The following is a 16,504-nucleotide window of genomic DNA, read 5'->3' as shown; positions in this document are numbered from 1 at the left end:
TCGTCGCACCGCCCCTCCCACATTTTGAATGTATTCACAAATCAAAGTGTGGGAGGGGCTTGCCCACGATGGCTATAGCAGCCCTTACACAGTAATTAGCTCTGACACTTGGGGCAAAACACACTCGCCCGCTGCCCCAGCAGCACATTGCGCAATTCGGTCCCGCAGACCTTGCACGCCTCGCCGCCCCGGCCATACACGAACAGTTCCTGCTGGAAATAGCCCGGCTGCCCGTCGCCGCCAATAAAGTCGCGCAAGGTGGTACCGCCCCGCTCGATCGCCGCAGCCAGTACGCGCTTGATTTCGATCGCCAGCCTCAGGTAGCGCGCCCGCGAGATACCGCCCGCTGCGCGACGCGGATCGATGCCCGCCGCAAACAGCGCTTCGGTCGCATAGATATTGCCCACGCCCACCACCACTGCGTTATCCATGATGAACGGCTTCACCGCCATCGACCGTCCACGGGACTGCTGGAACAAGCGTTCGCCATCAAACAGCGCGGTCAACGGCTCGGGCCCCAGGCGGACCAGCAGCTCGTGATTGTGCGGGTCCTGGCTCCAGAGCATTGCGCCAAAACGCCGGGGGTCGGTGTAGCGCAGGGCCAGGCCGGACTCCAGCTCGATGTCCACATGTTCATGCTTGGCCGCAGGCATGCCGACTTCCACCAGGCGCAGGTTGCCCGACATGCCCAGGTGGCTGATCAAGGTGCCCACTTCGGCGTTGATCAACAGGTACTTGGCTCGCCGCTCCACCAGCACGATGCGCTGGCCGGACAGGCGCACATCGAGGTCCTCGGGGATCGGCCAGCGCAGGCGACGCTCACGCACCACCACACGGCTGACGCGCTGGCCCTCCAGGTGCGGGGCAATCCCGCGCCGGGTGGTTTCGACTTCTGGTAACTCAGGCATGTGTACCTCGGGAAGAAAGGCTCAGTGCGCGCCCAGTTCGCGGATCGACAACTTCATGCTTTCGAAGTCGTAGTCCGACAGGCCCACGTAATCGAGCACCAGGTGGCTGATCGCATCCCACTCATGGTCAACGGCCTGATTGCCCAGCACGCGACAGGACGAACAGATGTGCTCGGCCATTTTCAGGATCGCCAGCAGGTTTTTAAGCACAGGGTTACGCGACGACTCATCGCTGAAAATCGCCAGGGCATTGTGGTGATTGGCGATGGCGTCGGTCACATGCTCCGGCAGGCGCCAGGACTTGGCGGTGTAGTAACCCACCACCGCATGGTTGGTGTTGAACGCGTTGTTCTCGGTGTCGACCACGCGGCAATCCGGGCCGGCATTGGCGTAGGCCTGCTCCAGCACCGTCATGTAGTTGGGGAACCGCTTGAGCATCAGCGGCACGCCGCAGTCGTGGAACAGGCCCAGGGCATAGGCTTCGTCAACCGCCTGGGAGCCGGTGCGCTTGGCCAGGCTCAGGCACGTCATTGCCACATCCTGGGCAGTGTCCCAGAAGCGGTTGAGCGTGACGATGGTGTCGTCGCTCATCTCGCCCTTGATCGACAGCGCATTGATCAGGTTGATGACCGAGCGGCTGCCCAGCAGGTTCACTGCGCGCTGAATCGAGGCGATCTTGTTGCTCAGGCCGTAATACGGCGAGTTGACGATCTTCAGCAACGCGCCGGACAGGCCCGGGTCCTGGGCGATCAACCGGGCGATCACTTCCAGGTCCGGGTCGGGCATGTACTGCTCCATCTGCAAATCCACCATGATTTGCGGCTGGGGCGGCACGCTGATGCCTTGCAGGACCTGCTGGATCTGTTCGGCGGAAAGCTCTTGGGACATAAGTACACACTCTGGGCTAGGTGTGGATTCTACCCTTTAAGCAGACCGGGCCGACACCCAATTGCCCGATTGAAACCGGACTAAATGTGGGAGGGGACTTGCCCCCGATTGCGGTATCTCAGTGAAAGATGAACTGACTGATCCACCGCTATCGGGAGCAAGCCCCCTCCCACATGTCCGGCGGCGCGGTCAGTAACGACACAACAGGGTATACTCCCGCTCTTTTTTCCGGAGCGACGTCATGTCCCTGCCAAGCCTGCGTCTCAAAGCCAACGCCGATCGTCGTTTGCGCAACGGCCACCTGTGGGTCTACAGCAACGAAATCGACGTGGCCGCCACCCCACTTCACGGCTTTCAGGCAGGCGACCAGGCTATCCTGGAAGCGGCCGGTGGCAAGACCCTGGGCATCGTGGCCATGAGCCCGAACAACCTGATCTGCGCCCGCCTGCTGTCGCGCGACATCAAATTGCCGCTGGACAAGTCGCTGCTGGTGCACCGCCTGAACGTCGCGCTGTCCCTGCGTGACCGCCTGTTCGACAAGCCGTTCTACCGCCTGGTCTATGGCGACTCCGACCTGCTGCCGGGCCTGGTGGTCGACCGTTTCGGCGATATCCTGGTGGTACAGATCGCTTCGGCGACCATGGAAGCCCATAAAGAAGATGTGATCGCGGCCCTCACCCAAGTGCTCAAGCCCAGCGGCATCCTGTTCAAGAACGACTCTGCCGCGCGCGACGCCGAAGGCCTCAACCGCTATGTCGAAACCGTCTTCGGCCTGGTGCCGGAGTGGGTGGCACTGGAAGAAAACGGCGTGAAATTCGAAGCCCCGGTGATCCAGGGCCAGAAAACCGGCTGGTTCTACGACCACCGCATGAACCGCGCCCGCCTGGCGCCGTATGCCAAAGGCAAGCGCGTTCTCGACCTGTACAGCTACATCGGCGGCTGGGGCGTGCAAGCCGCCGCTTTCGGCGCCAGTGAAGTGTTCTGCGTCGACGCGTCGGCCTTCGCCCTCGATGGCGTGGAGCGCAACGCCGCGCTCAACGGCGTGGCCGAGAAGATGACCTGCATCGAAGGCGACGTCTTCGAAGCCTTGAAAGAACTGAAAGCCAGCGAAGAACGCTTCGACGTGATCGTCGCAGACCCACCGGCCTTCATCAAACGCAAGAAAGACATGAAGAACGGCGAAGGCGCCTACCGCCGCCTGAACGAGCAAGCCATGCGCCTGCTCAGCAAGGACGGCATCCTCGTCAGCGCCTCGTGCTCCATGCACCTGCCCGAAGACGACCTGCAAAACATCCTGCTCACCAGCGCCCGTCATTTGGATCGCAACATCCAGATGCTCGAACGCGGTGGCCAGGGCCCGGACCACCCGGTGCACCCGGCGATTGTCGAGACGCGGTATATCAAGAGCATTACGTGTCGGTTGCTGCCCAATAGCTAAGTAACACCGAACCCTCTGTAGGAGCGAGCTTGCTCGCGAAGAACGAATAGGCGCCACCGGCTACCTGATAGCGCTGCGTTATCGTTGACGTTCTTTGCGAGCAAGCTCGCTCCTACAATGATGGCGCACATCAATACGGGAAAGCTCCTAAAGCGGTTTTGATTGAATTCCATTTTTCGCAGACTAGTATCGGTTTCTGGTTTTACTCCGGAAAACAAAAACAATGTCTGGGCCCACTCTCTCCCGTTTCATCCTGATCACCTGCATTTCATTGATCAGCTTTTTCCCGATCAATATCCTGCTTCCCTCGTTCCCCGCCCTGTCCACCCAGTTCGACACGCCCAGTGCAGACATCGCACTGTCCATCAGCTTGTTCACGCTGGTGTTCTCGATCTCGCAACTGGTCGCCGGCCCGCTGTCGGATAAATGGGGGCGCAAGGAAGTGCTGCTCGGCTGCATCACGCTGTCGATCCTCGGTGCGATTGGCTGCGCGCTGGCGTCGGACTACCTGACCTTCCTGCTGTTTCGCACAGTGCAGGCCATGGGTTGTGGTTTCTTCGTATTGGGCCATGCGCTGGTGGAAGACTTGTTCGCAGAGCAAGATCGCGCCCGTGTGCGCCTTTACTACATGACCTTGAGCGGTTCGTTTGTCGCGCTGTCACCGCTGATCGGCTCCTGGCTGCAAACCACCTTCGACTGGCAAGGCAGCTTCTACGGCTTTGCACTGATGGCCGCGGGCATGCTGATCCATGCGTTCTGCATCCTGACTTCCAAGTCCGCCAGCCCGCACCGTGAGCCGGTGTCCATCCTCGGCACGCTCAAGGCTGTCGCCCGCAACCGCGACTTCCTGCGCTACTGGTGGATCGCCGCGCTGGTGTTCGCCTGCTATTTCGCCTTGATCAGCGTGACACCGCTGATCTTCATGGATGCGCTGAAACTCTCCGAATATCAGTACGCGCTGGTGCTGATGGTGTATGGCGTGGCCTATCTGCTGGGCGGTGTGGTGGCCTCCTATCTACAAAAACACATCTCGTTGTCCCGGCAGATCAATATCGGCCTGGGGCTGCTGCTCGTCGCCGGTGCGCTGTTAACGCTGATCGTCAGCCTGGATGCCATCACCACCGTAACCCTGATGATCCCGATGCTGATCAGCGCGCTGGCCGTCACGCTGGTGCGCCCTGCCGCAATTTCTGCGGCAATGTTGCTGTTTTCAAGCAGCGCAGGCACGGCGGCATCGGCGGGTAACAGCATCATGTTCCTCACAGCCGCCATCAGCAGCGCAGCGCTTGCGCAAACCGGAACCCATTTGCTGATGACCATCGCTGTCAGCTTCATCGTTTTCAGCCTGTGGGGCTGGCTGACGAATGCCAGGATCAATCGCTGACGCACCTACAGGAAGACGGTGTAGAATCGGCCCTATTCATCGCCAGTCATCCCCCGGCGGGTTTATGAGCTCGAGGCCCAAGCACGCGGCGATCCCGCGACGCGAGTGGCAACTTCCGGACACACGGCCATTTTCTGAGTGTTCCAGACGTCAATAGAAGCTCACTCCCTTTTGATACCGATTAGCCGCCCGGAGTGCTCCAATGCCTGATTACCGCTCGAAAACATCCACCCATGGCCGCAACATGGCCGGCGCCCGCGCATTGTGGCGTGCCACGGGGATGAAGGATGACGACTTCAAGAAGCCGATCATCGCGATTGCCAACTCGTTTACCCAGTTCGTACCCGGCCACGTCCACCTCAAGGACCTGGGCCAACTGGTCGCCCGCGAGATCGAACGCGCCGGTGGCGTGGCAAAAGAATTCAACACCATCGCCGTGGATGACGGCATCGCCATGGGCCATGACGGCATGCTGTATTCGCTGCCGAGCCGCGAGATCATCGCCGACTCCGTGGAGTACATGGTCAACGCCCACTGCGCCGACGCCATTGTGTGCATCTCCAACTGCGACAAGATCACCCCCGGCATGTTGATGGCCGCCCTGCGCCTGAACATTCCGGTGATCTTCGTCTCCGGCGGCCCGATGGAAGCCGGCAAGACCAAGCTTGCCTCCCATGGCCTGGACCTGGTCGACGCCATGGTCATCGCGGCCGATTCCAGCGCGTCTGACGAGAAGGTCGCGGAATACGAGCGCAGCGCCTGCCCGACCTGCGGTTCGTGCTCCGGCATGTTCACCGCCAACTCGATGAACTGCCTGGTGGAAGCCCTGGGCCTGGCCTTGCCGGGTAACGGTTCCACACTGGCCACCCACAGCGACCGCGAGCAACTGTTCCTGCAGGCCGGCCGCACCATCGTCGAGCTGTGCAAGCGTTACTACACCGAGAACGACGAGTCGGTGCTGCCGCGCAACATCGCCAACTTCAAGGCCTTCGAAAACGCCATGACCCTGGACATCGCCATGGGCGGTTCCACCAACACCATCCTGCATTTGCTGGCCGCCGCCCAGGAAGCCGAGATCGACTTCGACCTGCGCGACATCGACCGCCTGTCACGCCACGTGCCGCAACTGTGCAAGGTCGCGCCGAACATCCAGAAGTACCACATGGAAGACGTGCACCGCGCCGGCGGGATCTTCTCGATCCTGGGCTCCCTGGCCCGTGGCGGCCTGCTGCACACCGACCTGCCGACTGTGCACAGCAAGTCCATCGCCGAAGGCATCGCCAAGTGGGACATCACCCAGACCGACGACGAAGCCGTGCACACCTTCTTCAAGGCAGGCCCTGCAGGCATCCCGACCCAGACCGCGTTCAGCCAGTCGACCCGTTGGGACACCCTGGACGACGACCGTGAAAATGGCTGCATCCGCAGCGTCGAGCACGCCTACTCGCAAGAAGGCGGCCTGGCCGTGCTGTACGGCAACATCGCCCTCGACGGTTGCGTGGTGAAGACCGCGGGCGTGGATGAGTCCATCCACGTCTTCGAAGGCCGCGCCAAGATCTACGAAAGCCAGGACAGCTCGGTACGCGGCATCCTCGCCGACGAAGTGAAAGAAGGCGACATCGTGATCATCCGCTACGAAGGCCCGAAAGGCGGCCCGGGTATGCAGGAAATGCTCTACCCAACGTCGTACCTCAAATCCAAAGGCCTGGGCAAGGCCTGCGCCCTGCTCACCGACGGCCGCTTCTCCGGCGGCACTTCGGGCCTGTCCATCGGCCACGCTTCGCCGGAAGCCGCTGCCGGTGGCGCGATTGGCCTGGTGCAGGATGGCGACAAGGTGTTGATCGACATCCCGAACCGTTCGATCAACTTGTTGATCAGCGATGAAGAACTGGCGGCGCGTCGGGTCGAGCAGGATAAGAAAGGCTGGAAGCCGGTGGAGAAGCGTCCACGTAAAGTGACCACTGCACTGAAGGCTTATGCGCTGCTGGCTACCAGCGCAGACAAAGGCGCAGTGCGCAACAAGGCAATGCTGGATGGGTTGTAAGTTTTAATCTGCCTTCGCCCAATCGTTGTCACGACAGAATGCCCCGCACACGCGGGGCATTTTTATACAGTCGCCTGACGTATCTCGTCTCTTGCACTGACATCAGGAACGCTTTCACCGAATCGCCCACCAACCGAGACGATCGACTTGGCTAAAAGGTGGAACAATGAAAATACTGGACGGCGTTTCTTCAGCTGAAGTGTGGCCCCAAGAACTCCCCCCCTCTCCACTTCAGCGTTCTCAAAACGGCATCAGGCGGTTATGCCCTGACGAGAAGGCCGCCACCTTGCTCGGCAAAACCATCAGCCCTGAAACTGCATTTCGGATGAGGGAGATGCTCACGGTGGACAGTCGAGGCATGATCACCAAGGTTCACGCCAAGCACTTGTCGAGCAGAAACTTTACAGACATCGCCGGTGCAATCACCTCTCCCCTGACTCATCGACCACAGCCTGCCGATGAGCTGATAAGGACACCCAAGGAAGTACTGCTGGCATTGACGCTGGCGGTGGCAGAGTCGGCACTGGATGCCGCTGTCAAAACACCTATCATCGAGAACCTGAAAGCAAGCTGGCTGGGTAACGAGAGTTCAAAAGAAATTACGCACGCTCTTATTGAGCAGCTTCAGCTCGAACTGTCATCCGAACCGGAAAAAAACCAGGCATTGATCGCGCAGATAGAGACGATATCGACTACCTTGGAAAAGGAGTTTTATATCACCAAGCGCAATGACAATTACTATGGGCGCCTGTTCGATACGGCCTTTTCGGAATACGTTATTCATCATCCCTCGCCGGAATCGCACACTATCAATGAGATACTGACGCGCACACTGCTAAAGGACTTCAATAGTTACCACCCCGCCACGCAACACGTTCTGTGCGCCGACATCCATCGGCGGATGCGGGCTGACCCACCCGGCTGGCGCGAGCAGATCAGCGAATCTCAAAAGTTTCTTCAGAATCCCGAGCCGCAGAACTTTGCCGCCATGCTGCATAGCAGCGACCCGCATGCCATTGCGCTGACCTTGTCACTGGCGGTGAAATATATGCTGGCGGCCCCCAACTTAAACCCCCTGACCAACGTGGCGACACAGCACTATGAGAATGTCATCAACGACCAGCGGCAGCTGATTAAATCTCTCAAAAATAGAAACTTTCGCAGCGACCAATATGGGCTGTTGCTACCTCATCAATCAGCGCCCCACCAACAGACCCATCTGCCGGGTACCCTGGGTATCAGGCCTATCGACCGTTATCAACCTGCCACACTGGGCATAACCTCACACAATCGAGCCGCGCTGCACGCCGAGCGCTCAATCGGCATCGGCATGTCCGGCAGCACGAACCTGTTGAACCATTTATTTAAAAAACTGGCCGAGGACGGCCAGGTATTCTCCATGGAACATGCGAAAGCCCTGACCGCCGCCTATCTCACCTTCAGTGGAGGCCACTCCCTTAACGAAGCCTATACGGTGTTTTCGTATGACGATAAGAAAGACTTCACACCCCTATGTTTCAATCAGCTGGCAAGTGCGGACCACTATAATGCCGACGCCGTGAATCACGCGTATCAGAACGTACTTGAAGCCTGCAAATTATTAAACACGTCGCGCTCTGGGTAGTAATGTTACAGGTGCTGTTTTAACGCTTAACATCAATGCCCCGCACTGGGCTGCGGCAATTTTTTTGCCTGAAAAATCACACTGACAAACACGATCAACGGTGGGTGGGGGCCTGCCCTTGATAGGGGCGTGTCAGCCAAGGATGAACTGACTGGTCGACCGCCATCGGGAGCAAGTCGAATCGTCGCCCCCCCCCCCCTCCCACATTGTATTGCGCCCTGCCTGCTACTGGATGTCTTGCGGTTTGACGATCACCCAGTTCTTGTCCGCCGTTACCGGCAACCCTTCCTTGGCCTGCGCTGCCGCGTGCTTGGCGATCATGCCGTTAAGTTGGGTCATGTATTTGTCCTTGCGGTTGATCCATAGGTGAATGCCGCCCTTGGCCACATCCACGTCGTGGAAAAGCATGTAGCCATCGCTGGTCGGCGTGTCGCCGCCAACAATCACCGGTTTCTTCCATTCGTCGATATAGGTGAGGATCGCCGCGTGCTTGCCGGCCATCCAGGTCGCCGGGGTCCATAGGTAAGGCGTCAGTTCCAGGCCGAGGTTGGCCTTCTCGTCATACTTGCCGGCGGCAATCTGTTTGCGCGCGGTGGTCAGTTCGCCTGTGGTGCGGTCCTTGAGCAGGGTGGTCACACCGATCACATTCTCGGGTTTGACGTTGTAGCCGTACTTCGGGTCGGCGGCGACCATGCGCACCAGCTCCTCGGAGGCGGCGGTCATCACGTACACCTCGATGCCGTTCTCCATCAGCTTGTTGTACAGCTCGGCCTGGCCGGTGAAGACTTTCGGTGGCGGCACCTCGGACGTCTTCACCGTGTCGCCTTCAAAATAGCTGACGGGCACGGGTTTGCCGGAGGCCATCAACTCGTCAACCTGGACCTTGAGTTCCTTGAGAGTAAACCCGGAAAACACCTGGGCCACCCACGGGTAGCACACCATGTCGTCCACTTCGCAGAGGCGATAGTAGTAACTGAACAGGCTTTCCTTATGGTCGGCGGTGTCTTTGAACGGCATCAGCTTGAGCGACGGATCGAGGCTGTCGCGGGTGATCAGGCCCTTGTTTTCCATGTACGGCAGCAGGGACTCTTCAAGGTCGTAGCGATAGCTGGTGTTGTCCATGTCGAACACCGCGAAGTTACCCTTGTTGGCATTGGCGGCGATCATCTCGTTCAACTGTTTGGCGGCAGGCGCCGGCCAGTGTTTCAACTCGGTGGCGGCGAACGCCTGGCTGGCAAGCCCGAGGCAAAGAGCGGCGGCAAGCAATTTCGGCGCGAGCTTCATAAGCGTTTCTTCCTGAATGAGAGACATCGACGCTAACAAATCCCTGTGACAGTTCCCGTGTCGAGCCCGACCCTGTGCGTCCTGATTCCGCCACAGTCGTATGTCAGAGCGTCAAACGCTTATTCCAAAAACGACAGTGGCCATTCCATATCGGTATTAAATCAATATATTTCAAGCTGTTAGGCTTCCCGGTTCGCAATCGCAGGCTCACGCGATTGGCTGCCTTCTCAACGGAGCTTCAATGAATCTTCCCCTGATTCTCAACTTACTGGTGTTCGTGGCCCTGCTGCTGGGCCTGGCACAAACCGGCCGTACGAACTGGAGCCTCGCCAAGAAGGTCCTGTTCGCCCTGGTGCTTGGCGTGGTGTTCGGCGTGGTGCTGCACGCCATCTATGGGGCTGGTCACCCGGTGCTCAAGGCCTCCATCGGCTGGTTCGACCTGGTCGGCAATGGCTATGTGCAATTGCTGCAAATGATCGTGATCCCGCTGGTGTTCGCCTCGATCCTCAGCGCCGTGGCGCGCCTGCACAACGCCTCGTCCCTGGGCAAGATCAGCTTCCTGACCATCGGCATCCTGCTGTTCACCACCGCGATCGCAGCGCTGATCGGTATCGGCCTGACCAACCTGTTCGGCCTGACCGCCGAAGGGCTGGTCGCCGGCACCCAGGAAATGGCGCGCCTGCAAGTGATCCAGAACGATTACGCGGGCAAGGTCGCCGACCTGAATATCCCGCAATTGCTGCTGTCGTTCGTGCCGGCCAACCCGTTCGCCGACCTGGCCCGGGCCAAGCCGACGTCGATCATCAGCGTGGTGATTTTCGCCGCGTTCCTGGGGGTTGCCGCGCTGCAACTGCTCAAGGATGACGTGGAAAAAGGCCAGAAGGTGCTCAACGCCATCGACACCCTGCAAGCCTGGGTGATGCGCCTGGTGCGCCTGGTCATGAAGCTGACCCCGTACGGTGTGCTGGCGCTGATGACCAAGGTGGTCGCCAGCTCCAACCTGCAGGACATCATCAAGCTCGGCAGCTTTGTCGTAGTGTCGTACCTGGCCCTGGGCCTGATGTTTGTGGTGCATGGCCTGTTACTGTCGCTGGCCGGGGTCAATCCGCTGCGCTTCTTGCGCAAGGTCTGGCCGGTACTGACCTTTGCCTTTACCAGCCGCTCCAGCGCCGCCTCGATCCCCTTGAGTATTGAAGCGCAGACCCGCCGCCTGGGTATCCCGCAGTCCGTTGCCGGTTTCGCCGCGTCGTTTGGTGCGACCATCGGCCAGAACGGCTGCGCAGGCCTCTATCCCGCGATGTTGGCGGTGATGGTCGCGCCGACCGTCGGCATCAATCCGCTGGACCCGCTGTGGATCGCCACGCTGGTAGCGATTGTGACCCTGAGTTCGGCGGGTGTGGCGGGCGTGGGCGGTGGTGCGACCTTCGCGGCCTTGATCGTACTGCCGGCCATGGGTTTGCCGGTGTCACTGGTGGCGCTGCTGATTTCCGTGGAGCCGCTGATCGACATGGGCCGTACGGCGCTGAACGTGAATGGCTCGATGACGGCAGGGGCGATTACCAGCCAGATCATGGGGCAGACGGATAAGGCGCTGCTCGATGCCGATGAGCATGCTGAATTAGCGCAGGTCTGATAGACCGCTATCGGGGGCAAGCCCCCTCCCACATTTTGATTTGTGAATACATTCAAGTGTGGGAGGGGGCTTGCCCCCGATGCTTTTAACCTTTTTCCCAGACTTCGAAGTTGTAAGCCGGCTTATCACCGTCGGCTGGGTTCTGCAGATTCGACACCAACGTCCATTGGTTCGCATCAAACGCCGGAAACCACGCATCCCCCTCCGGGCTCAACGCCACCCGCGTCAGGTACAGACGATCCGCCTGCGCCAGCCCCTGCGCATACAACTGCGCGCCGCCGATCAACATCAGCTCGTCCACGCCCTGGGCCTTGGCCCATTCCTCAGCGCGCGCTATCGCCGCCTCCAACGACGGAAAAACTTCCGCACCTTCGAGCGCCAGGTCGGTCTGACGGCTGACCACAATATTCAGCCGCCCCGGCAATGGTCGGCCCAGGGAATCCCAGGTCTTGCGCCCCATGATGATCGGCTTGCCCAGGGTGGTGGCCTTGAAATATTTGAAATCCCCCGGCAAATGCCAGGGCATGCTGTTGTCGACGCCGATCACGCGGTTTTCACCGAGGGCTGCGATCAGGCTTAAAGGGAGAGTTTTTTTCATGGCCACGAGCATACCAGAGCCCCGCGCAGCTTTCCCCAACAGGGCGCACAGCGGTTATGCTCCAACCTCACGAACACAACAGGATGGCGCGTGACTGCACTGAACCCGCTGCACACACTCTGGCTGACCGAAGCCGTGCGCCTGCGCGAAGAACACGCCGGGCCCCTGGAGGACCTCGAAGCCAACCGGCTGGCCCGCACGGGCGGCGGTGATTTGCCGACGCGCATCGTGCATCGCGCGCTGCACCTGGCCGAACGCGATGGCCTGACGGGCGCGCTCACTCGCTGGTTGCAAGGCGCGCGCCTGGCCCTGGTACTGCTGGCGATAGTCGCGGTTATCAGCGGCGCCGGCCTGGCGTTTGCCGCGCTGGGCAACGGCCTGGCGCCGGTGAATGTGTTCTGGGCCCTGGGCAGCCTGCTCGGCCTGAACCTGATTGTGCTGCTCAGTTGGGCCCTGGGCCTGGTGTTTGCCGGCGAACACAGTGCCAGCCTCGGTCGCCTGTGGCTGTGGCTCAGTGAAAAACTCGCCCGCGACGCCAAGGCCGCGCAACTGGCGCCGGCGCTGCTGCTGTTGCTGCAACGCCAGAAGCTCAACCGCTGGGCGGTCGGTATGCTGGTCAATAGCCTGTGGTTGCTGGCGCTGCTCAGCGCGATGGTGATTTTGCTGATGCTGCTCGCCACCCGGCGTTACGGCTTTGTGTGGGAAACCACCATACTCGGTGCCGACACATTCATCGCCGTCACCCAGGCCCTCGGCACCCTGCCCGCCCTGCTCGGCTTCACTGTACCGACAGTTGAAATGATCCGCGCCAGCGGCGATTCCGCCCTGAATATCGAAAGCGCCCGCCAAGCCTGGGCCGCCTGGTTGGTAGGCGTATTGCTGGTCTACGGCCTGCTGCCCCGGCTGATCCTCGCCCTGCTCTGCCTGTGGCGCTGGAAGATCGGGCGTGCGGCGTTGCGTCTGGACCTCAACCTGCCCGGCTACGCCCAACTGCGCGAACGCCTGATGCCCAGCAGCGAGCGGCTGGGCGTCAATGATGCGGCGCCGGAACACCTGCACCACGTGACCGGAGGCGTCAGCGAGCTGCAAAGCGATGGCGCGCTGCTGGTCGCCATCGAACTGGACGACCAGCGTACCTGGCCACCCAAAATGCCTGGCAATGTGAAGAACGCCGGCATCCTCGACAGCCGCGAATCGCGCAACAAACTGCTGGAGCAGATCACGCGCTTCCCACCCGCGCGCCTGGCCATCGCCTGCGACCCACGCCGCTCGCCCGACCGCGGCAGCCTGGCGTTGATCGCCGAACTGGCGCGCAGCGCCACCGCCACGCGCGTGTGGCTGCTGCAAGCGCCGCCCGGCCAGGCGCTGGACGCCGAGCGCCTGGGCGACTGGCACAGCGCGCTGCAGCAACTGGAACTGCCCTTCGCTGACTGCGCGCCGCTGAACTGGCTGGAGACAGGTCATGACTAAACCGCTGAAGCTCGCCGTGGTCGGCCATACCAATGTGGGCAAGACCTCGCTGCTGCGCACCCTGACCCGCGATGTCGGGTTTGGCGAAGTCTCCCATCGCCCCAGCACCACGCGGCATGTGGAAGGCGCACGCTTGTCGGTGGACGGCGAAGCCTTGCTTGAGCTGTACGACACCCCCGGCCTGGAAGATGCCATCGCCCTGCTCGACTACCTGGAACGTCTGGACCGCCCCGGTGAACGCCTCGATGGTCCGGCACGCCTGGCGCGGTTTCTGGAGGGCAGCGAGGCGCGCCAACGTTTCGAACAGGAAGCCAAGGTGCTGCGCCAACTGCTGGCCTCGGACGCGGGCCTGTATGTGATCGATGCCCGCGAGCCCGTGCTGGCCAAGTACCGCGACGAGCTGCAAGTGCTGGCCAGTTGCGGCAAACCATTGCTGCCGGTGCTCAATTTCGTCAGCAGCGCCGACCACCGCGAACCGGACTGGCGCGAAGCCCTGGCCCGCCTCGGCCTGCATGCGCTGGTGCGTTTCGACAGCGTGGCGCCGCCGGAAGATGGCGAGCGCCGATTGTATGAAAGCCTGGCCCTGCTGCTGGAAAGCGCACGACCGCAGTTGCAACGGCTGATCCTTGATCAGGAGGCCCAGCGCCAGGCCCGCCAGCAAAGCGCCGCGCACTTGATCGCCGAATTGCTGATTGACTGTGCCGCCTGCCGCCGAAGTGTGGTGACCGAAGATGAACCCCAAGCCATCAGCGATTTACGCAAGGCCGTGCGCCAGCGCGAGCAAAAGTGTGTTGAGGCTCTGCTCAAGCTGTTCGGCTTCCGCCCGCAGGATGCCGCCGCCAGCGACCTGCCGCTGCTGGATGGCCGCTGGGGCGATGATTTGTTCAACCCCGAAACCCTCAAGCAGCTCGGTGTGCGGGTCGGGGGCGGGATTGCCGCAGGCGCAGCGGCCGGTGCCGGTGTCGACCTGCTGGTCGGAGGCCTGACCCTGGGCGCTGCCGCCCTGGCCGGTGCAATTGCCGGCGGCGCGCTGCAAACGGCGCGCAGTTATGGCAGCCGCCTGCTGGGCAAGATCAAAGGCCAGCGCGAGCTGACTGTGGATGACAGCGTGCTGCGCCTGCTCGCCCTGCGCCAGCGCCAGTTGCTCAAGGCCTTGAACCTGCGCGGGCATGCGGCGATGCATAGCATCAAGGTCGATACCCCCCAGGACAAGACGTGGCGCGAAGGTAAAATGCCGGAACCGCTGAACAAGGCCCGGGCCTATCCGCAGTGGTCGTCGCTCAACGCCCACGCCAAACTGAGCCAGACGGAACGTCAGGAGCAGGTCGAAGCATTGTCCGCCCTGCTTGAAGACCCCGTGCTGACGCCTTGAGGCCTGGCGTCTCGCGGCGCAATGGCCACATCAAGTCCCGCTGACGCGTTGGTCGTACCATTTGAACGCCAGGAAGTTACGGCACATCGAGCTGACCAATGCCTTGTCAGCCCTGTCGATCACGCCGTTTCTATCCATATCGGTACGGCTGAAAGACTCCAGCACCCCGTTACCGTCGGCATCATAGCCAGCAGCCTGGTACGCCAGCGTGGCTTTGCGCACCGGGCTGCGGCGGTCCAGGAAGTTCAGTTGAACGCCGCTGGGCGGACTCTCCTGATCGTCCTGGATCGCGGCAATGACCAGCGTACGCTGCCGACTTTCCCCCCTGTTGAACCAGTGCAATTGCAAAAAGGTATTAGCGAACGCCTTGAGCAGGTAACTATCAATGACATTGCTTTGCCCGTCGAAATTAATGTCCCCGGCGAATTGGAAATCCACCGCTTTATCGGCATTCATATCAACAGCCACCGCTTCATGGCATAACTGATCGATGCCATTGGGGGAGCTTTCATAGAAATGCAGAATCACGGTGTCAGCCAGGCCGTTGCCACCACGATCCTGGGCGGTGGCTTTTAAATAACGCATCAGTACGGCTCCGTTGATCAGAGCAAGCACCTTACTGAGCGCTGCAATGTTGATTCCAGACGCTGCGTCCGCGTCCACCGTCTGAATTGCGCCAATCTCTTGAAGGCAACCAAAAACCGTAGTGCCTTGGCCCTCATGGTGACGCCGTTCCCCACAACGCTGCGATGTTTCGCTCGGCCAGCGCCGGCCCCACACTCATGCCTACGCCGGTATGCATGAGCACAACATTGAGCCCCGCAGCCACCTGCAAGACCGAAAACGGCGCCGGCCCACGCGAGCCATACACGCCCTGCCAACGCTCCACCACCCGGATCTTGCAGCCGAGGGTCTGCTCGGCCAGTTCGAGCATCCAGTCATCGACCTGCTCGGCGTTGAAGGGCGATGCATCGCTGCCATAATCGTGGGAATCGCCGATGATCAAGTCGCCATGGGGCGTGGGGCTGATCAGCAGGTGAATCCCGTGCGCCTGCAGGTGCGGCGTTTCGCGCAGGATCTGCGCCTGTACCGCGGCGGCCTCGGGCAAGTCGGCAAACGCACCGTAATGCACGCAGCTGAGGCCGGTCAGCAAGGCATGTTGCAGGTTCAGGTCATGCGCCGGCCGTGCCCGCAGCATTTGCAGGCGGCAGACTTGCGGGTTGAGTGCGGCCATCGATTCGGCCAGCAGGGTCTGGTAGTCGTGACCGGAACACACAATGATCTGCTCGCCGCGAAAACGCCCCGCCGTACTGTGCAACTGGCCCGGCTCGACATCATGCACCAGGGTGGAAAAGTGAAACTCCACGTTCAGCGCTTGCGCCAAATAGTTGATCAGCGCCGGGATCGCTTCGCGCGAATAGAGTTGCTGGTCGTCCCTGCCATGCAGCGCGGCGCGGTGATGGCGGAATTGGCCAGCGTACAGGTCATTCAAGGCCGCGCCTTGCAGCAGCTCGACGTTGTAGCCGTGCTCGCGGGCACGCCCGAGGCAAAAGGCTTCGAGCAGATGCGCTTCGGCTTCGGTACGGGCGAACAGGTAGGCGCCATTGCGCTTGAGCGCAAACCCGGCCACCTGCGCCCAATGCCCCCAGATATCGCGGCTTTGCCGCGCAAGATCGAGCATCGGCCCCGGCGGCTGGCCGGTGACCAGCGCCTGGCCGAAGTTGCGCACCGAAGCGCCCAATGGTGTGGCGCTGCGTTCGAAGACCTTGACCTTGAGACCGCGTTTGGCGGCAGCGTAGGCGTGGGAGAGGCCGAGGATGCCGGCGCCGACAATCAGCAGGTCGCTGTGGTGTGTCATGTA

General features: G+C 61.1%; 13 protein-coding genes. 7 read left to right on the top strand and 6 right to left on the bottom strand.

All coding sequences use genetic code 11. From position 1 onward, the window contains the following. Positions 1-95 precede the first annotated feature (95 nt). Positions 96-908 carry a bifunctional DNA-formamidopyrimidine glycosylase/DNA-(apurinic or apyrimidinic site) lyase gene (gene mutM, locus PspCFBP13528_RS02235; RefSeq protein WP_065949605.1) on the bottom strand — a complete coding sequence of 271 codons (813 nt, stop codon included), beginning with the start codon at positions 906-908 and terminating at the stop codon, positions 96-98. Between the two features lie 21 nt (positions 909-929). Next, a complete protein-coding gene (locus PspCFBP13528_RS02230) occupies positions 930-1,742 on the bottom strand; it encodes an HDOD domain-containing protein (protein WP_175413240.1) in 813 nt (270 codons plus the stop codon). Between the two features lie 295 nt (positions 1,743-2,037). On the opposite strand from PspCFBP13528_RS02230, the gene PspCFBP13528_RS02225 reads away from it, so the two are divergent. The 4 genes from PspCFBP13528_RS02225 to PspCFBP13528_RS02210 all read left to right on the top strand — a co-directional run bounded on the left by PspCFBP13528_RS02225 (position 2,038) and on the right by PspCFBP13528_RS02210 (position 8,286). Further along, positions 2,038-3,234 (top strand): class I SAM-dependent rRNA methyltransferase, encoded by a 1,197-nt coding sequence (locus PspCFBP13528_RS02225; protein WP_015886370.1) that lies wholly within the window; start codon positions 2,038-2,040, stop codon positions 3,232-3,234. Between the two features lie 223 nt (positions 3,235-3,457). Then, positions 3,458-4,618: an MFS transporter gene (locus PspCFBP13528_RS02220; protein ID WP_137199561.1), complete on the top strand. Its 1,161-nt coding sequence runs from the start codon at positions 3,458-3,460 to the stop codon at positions 4,616-4,618. 202 nt (positions 4,619-4,820) lie between these two features. After that, positions 4,821-6,662 carry a dihydroxy-acid dehydratase gene (gene ilvD, locus PspCFBP13528_RS02215; protein WP_010167756.1) on the top strand — a complete coding sequence of 614 codons (1,842 nt, stop codon included), beginning with the start codon at positions 4,821-4,823 and terminating at the stop codon, positions 6,660-6,662. Between the two features lie 166 nt (positions 6,663-6,828). Continuing rightward, complete coding sequence (locus PspCFBP13528_RS02210; protein WP_137199560.1) at positions 6,829-8,286, top strand: hypothetical protein; 1,458 nt, start codon at positions 6,829-6,831, stop codon at positions 8,284-8,286. A 225-nt stretch (positions 8,287-8,511) separates the two neighbouring features. On the opposite strand, the gene PspCFBP13528_RS02205 is transcribed toward PspCFBP13528_RS02210, so the two are convergent. Continuing rightward, positions 8,512-9,570: a phosphorylcholine phosphatase gene (locus PspCFBP13528_RS02205; protein ID WP_101220179.1), complete on the bottom strand. Its 1,059-nt coding sequence runs from the start codon at positions 9,568-9,570 to the stop codon at positions 8,512-8,514. 241 nt (positions 9,571-9,811) lie between these two features. On the opposite strand from PspCFBP13528_RS02205, the gene PspCFBP13528_RS02200 reads away from it, so the two are divergent. Continuing rightward, a complete protein-coding gene (locus PspCFBP13528_RS02200) occupies positions 9,812-11,203 on the top strand; it encodes an L-cystine transporter (protein ID WP_137199559.1) in 1,392 nt (463 codons plus the stop codon). An 85-nt stretch (positions 11,204-11,288) separates the two neighbouring features. Here PspCFBP13528_RS02200 and PspCFBP13528_RS02195 read toward each other — a convergent pair whose 3' ends face one another. Beyond that, complete coding sequence (locus PspCFBP13528_RS02195) at positions 11,289-11,801, bottom strand: dihydrofolate reductase (RefSeq protein WP_065949636.1); 513 nt, start codon at positions 11,799-11,801, stop codon at positions 11,289-11,291. 90 nt (positions 11,802-11,891) lie between these two features. On the opposite strand from PspCFBP13528_RS02195, the gene PspCFBP13528_RS02190 reads away from it, so the two are divergent. Together PspCFBP13528_RS02190 and PspCFBP13528_RS02185 are read left to right on the top strand one after the other, a co-directional pair. Further along, positions 11,892-13,271 (top strand): DUF2868 domain-containing protein, encoded by a 1,380-nt coding sequence (locus PspCFBP13528_RS02190; protein WP_137199558.1) that lies wholly within the window; start codon positions 11,892-11,894, stop codon positions 13,269-13,271. Then, positions 13,264-14,643 (top strand): DUF3482 domain-containing protein, encoded by a 1,380-nt coding sequence (locus PspCFBP13528_RS02185; protein ID WP_137199557.1) that lies wholly within the window; start codon positions 13,264-13,266, stop codon positions 14,641-14,643. The genes PspCFBP13528_RS02190 and PspCFBP13528_RS02185 overlap by 8 nt, the downstream gene beginning before the upstream one ends. A 30-nt stretch (positions 14,644-14,673) precedes the next feature. On the opposite strand, the gene PspCFBP13528_RS02180 is transcribed toward PspCFBP13528_RS02185, so the two are convergent. Beyond that, a complete protein-coding gene (locus tag PspCFBP13528_RS02180; RefSeq protein ID WP_232790552.1) occupies positions 14,674-15,306 on the bottom strand; it encodes a hypothetical protein in 633 nt (210 codons plus the stop codon). 55 nt (positions 15,307-15,361) lie between these two features. Continuing rightward, the gene (locus tag PspCFBP13528_RS02175) at positions 15,362-16,501 is read right to left on the bottom strand and encodes a TIGR03364 family FAD-dependent oxidoreductase (protein ID WP_137199556.1); all 1,140 of its coding nucleotides are present in this window, start codon (positions 16,499-16,501) and stop codon (positions 15,362-15,364) included. Positions 16,502-16,504: the final 3 nt, after the last annotated feature.

Origin of the sequence: Pseudomonas sp. CFBP13528, assembly GCF_005233615.1 — a bacterium.
In the GTDB taxonomy this organism is placed as follows: domain Bacteria; phylum Pseudomonadota; class Gammaproteobacteria; order Pseudomonadales; family Pseudomonadaceae; genus Aquipseudomonas; species Aquipseudomonas fluorescens_AM.
Note: the sequence above shows the minus strand (reverse complement) of the source record. Positions and strands in the feature narration are given on the sequence as shown.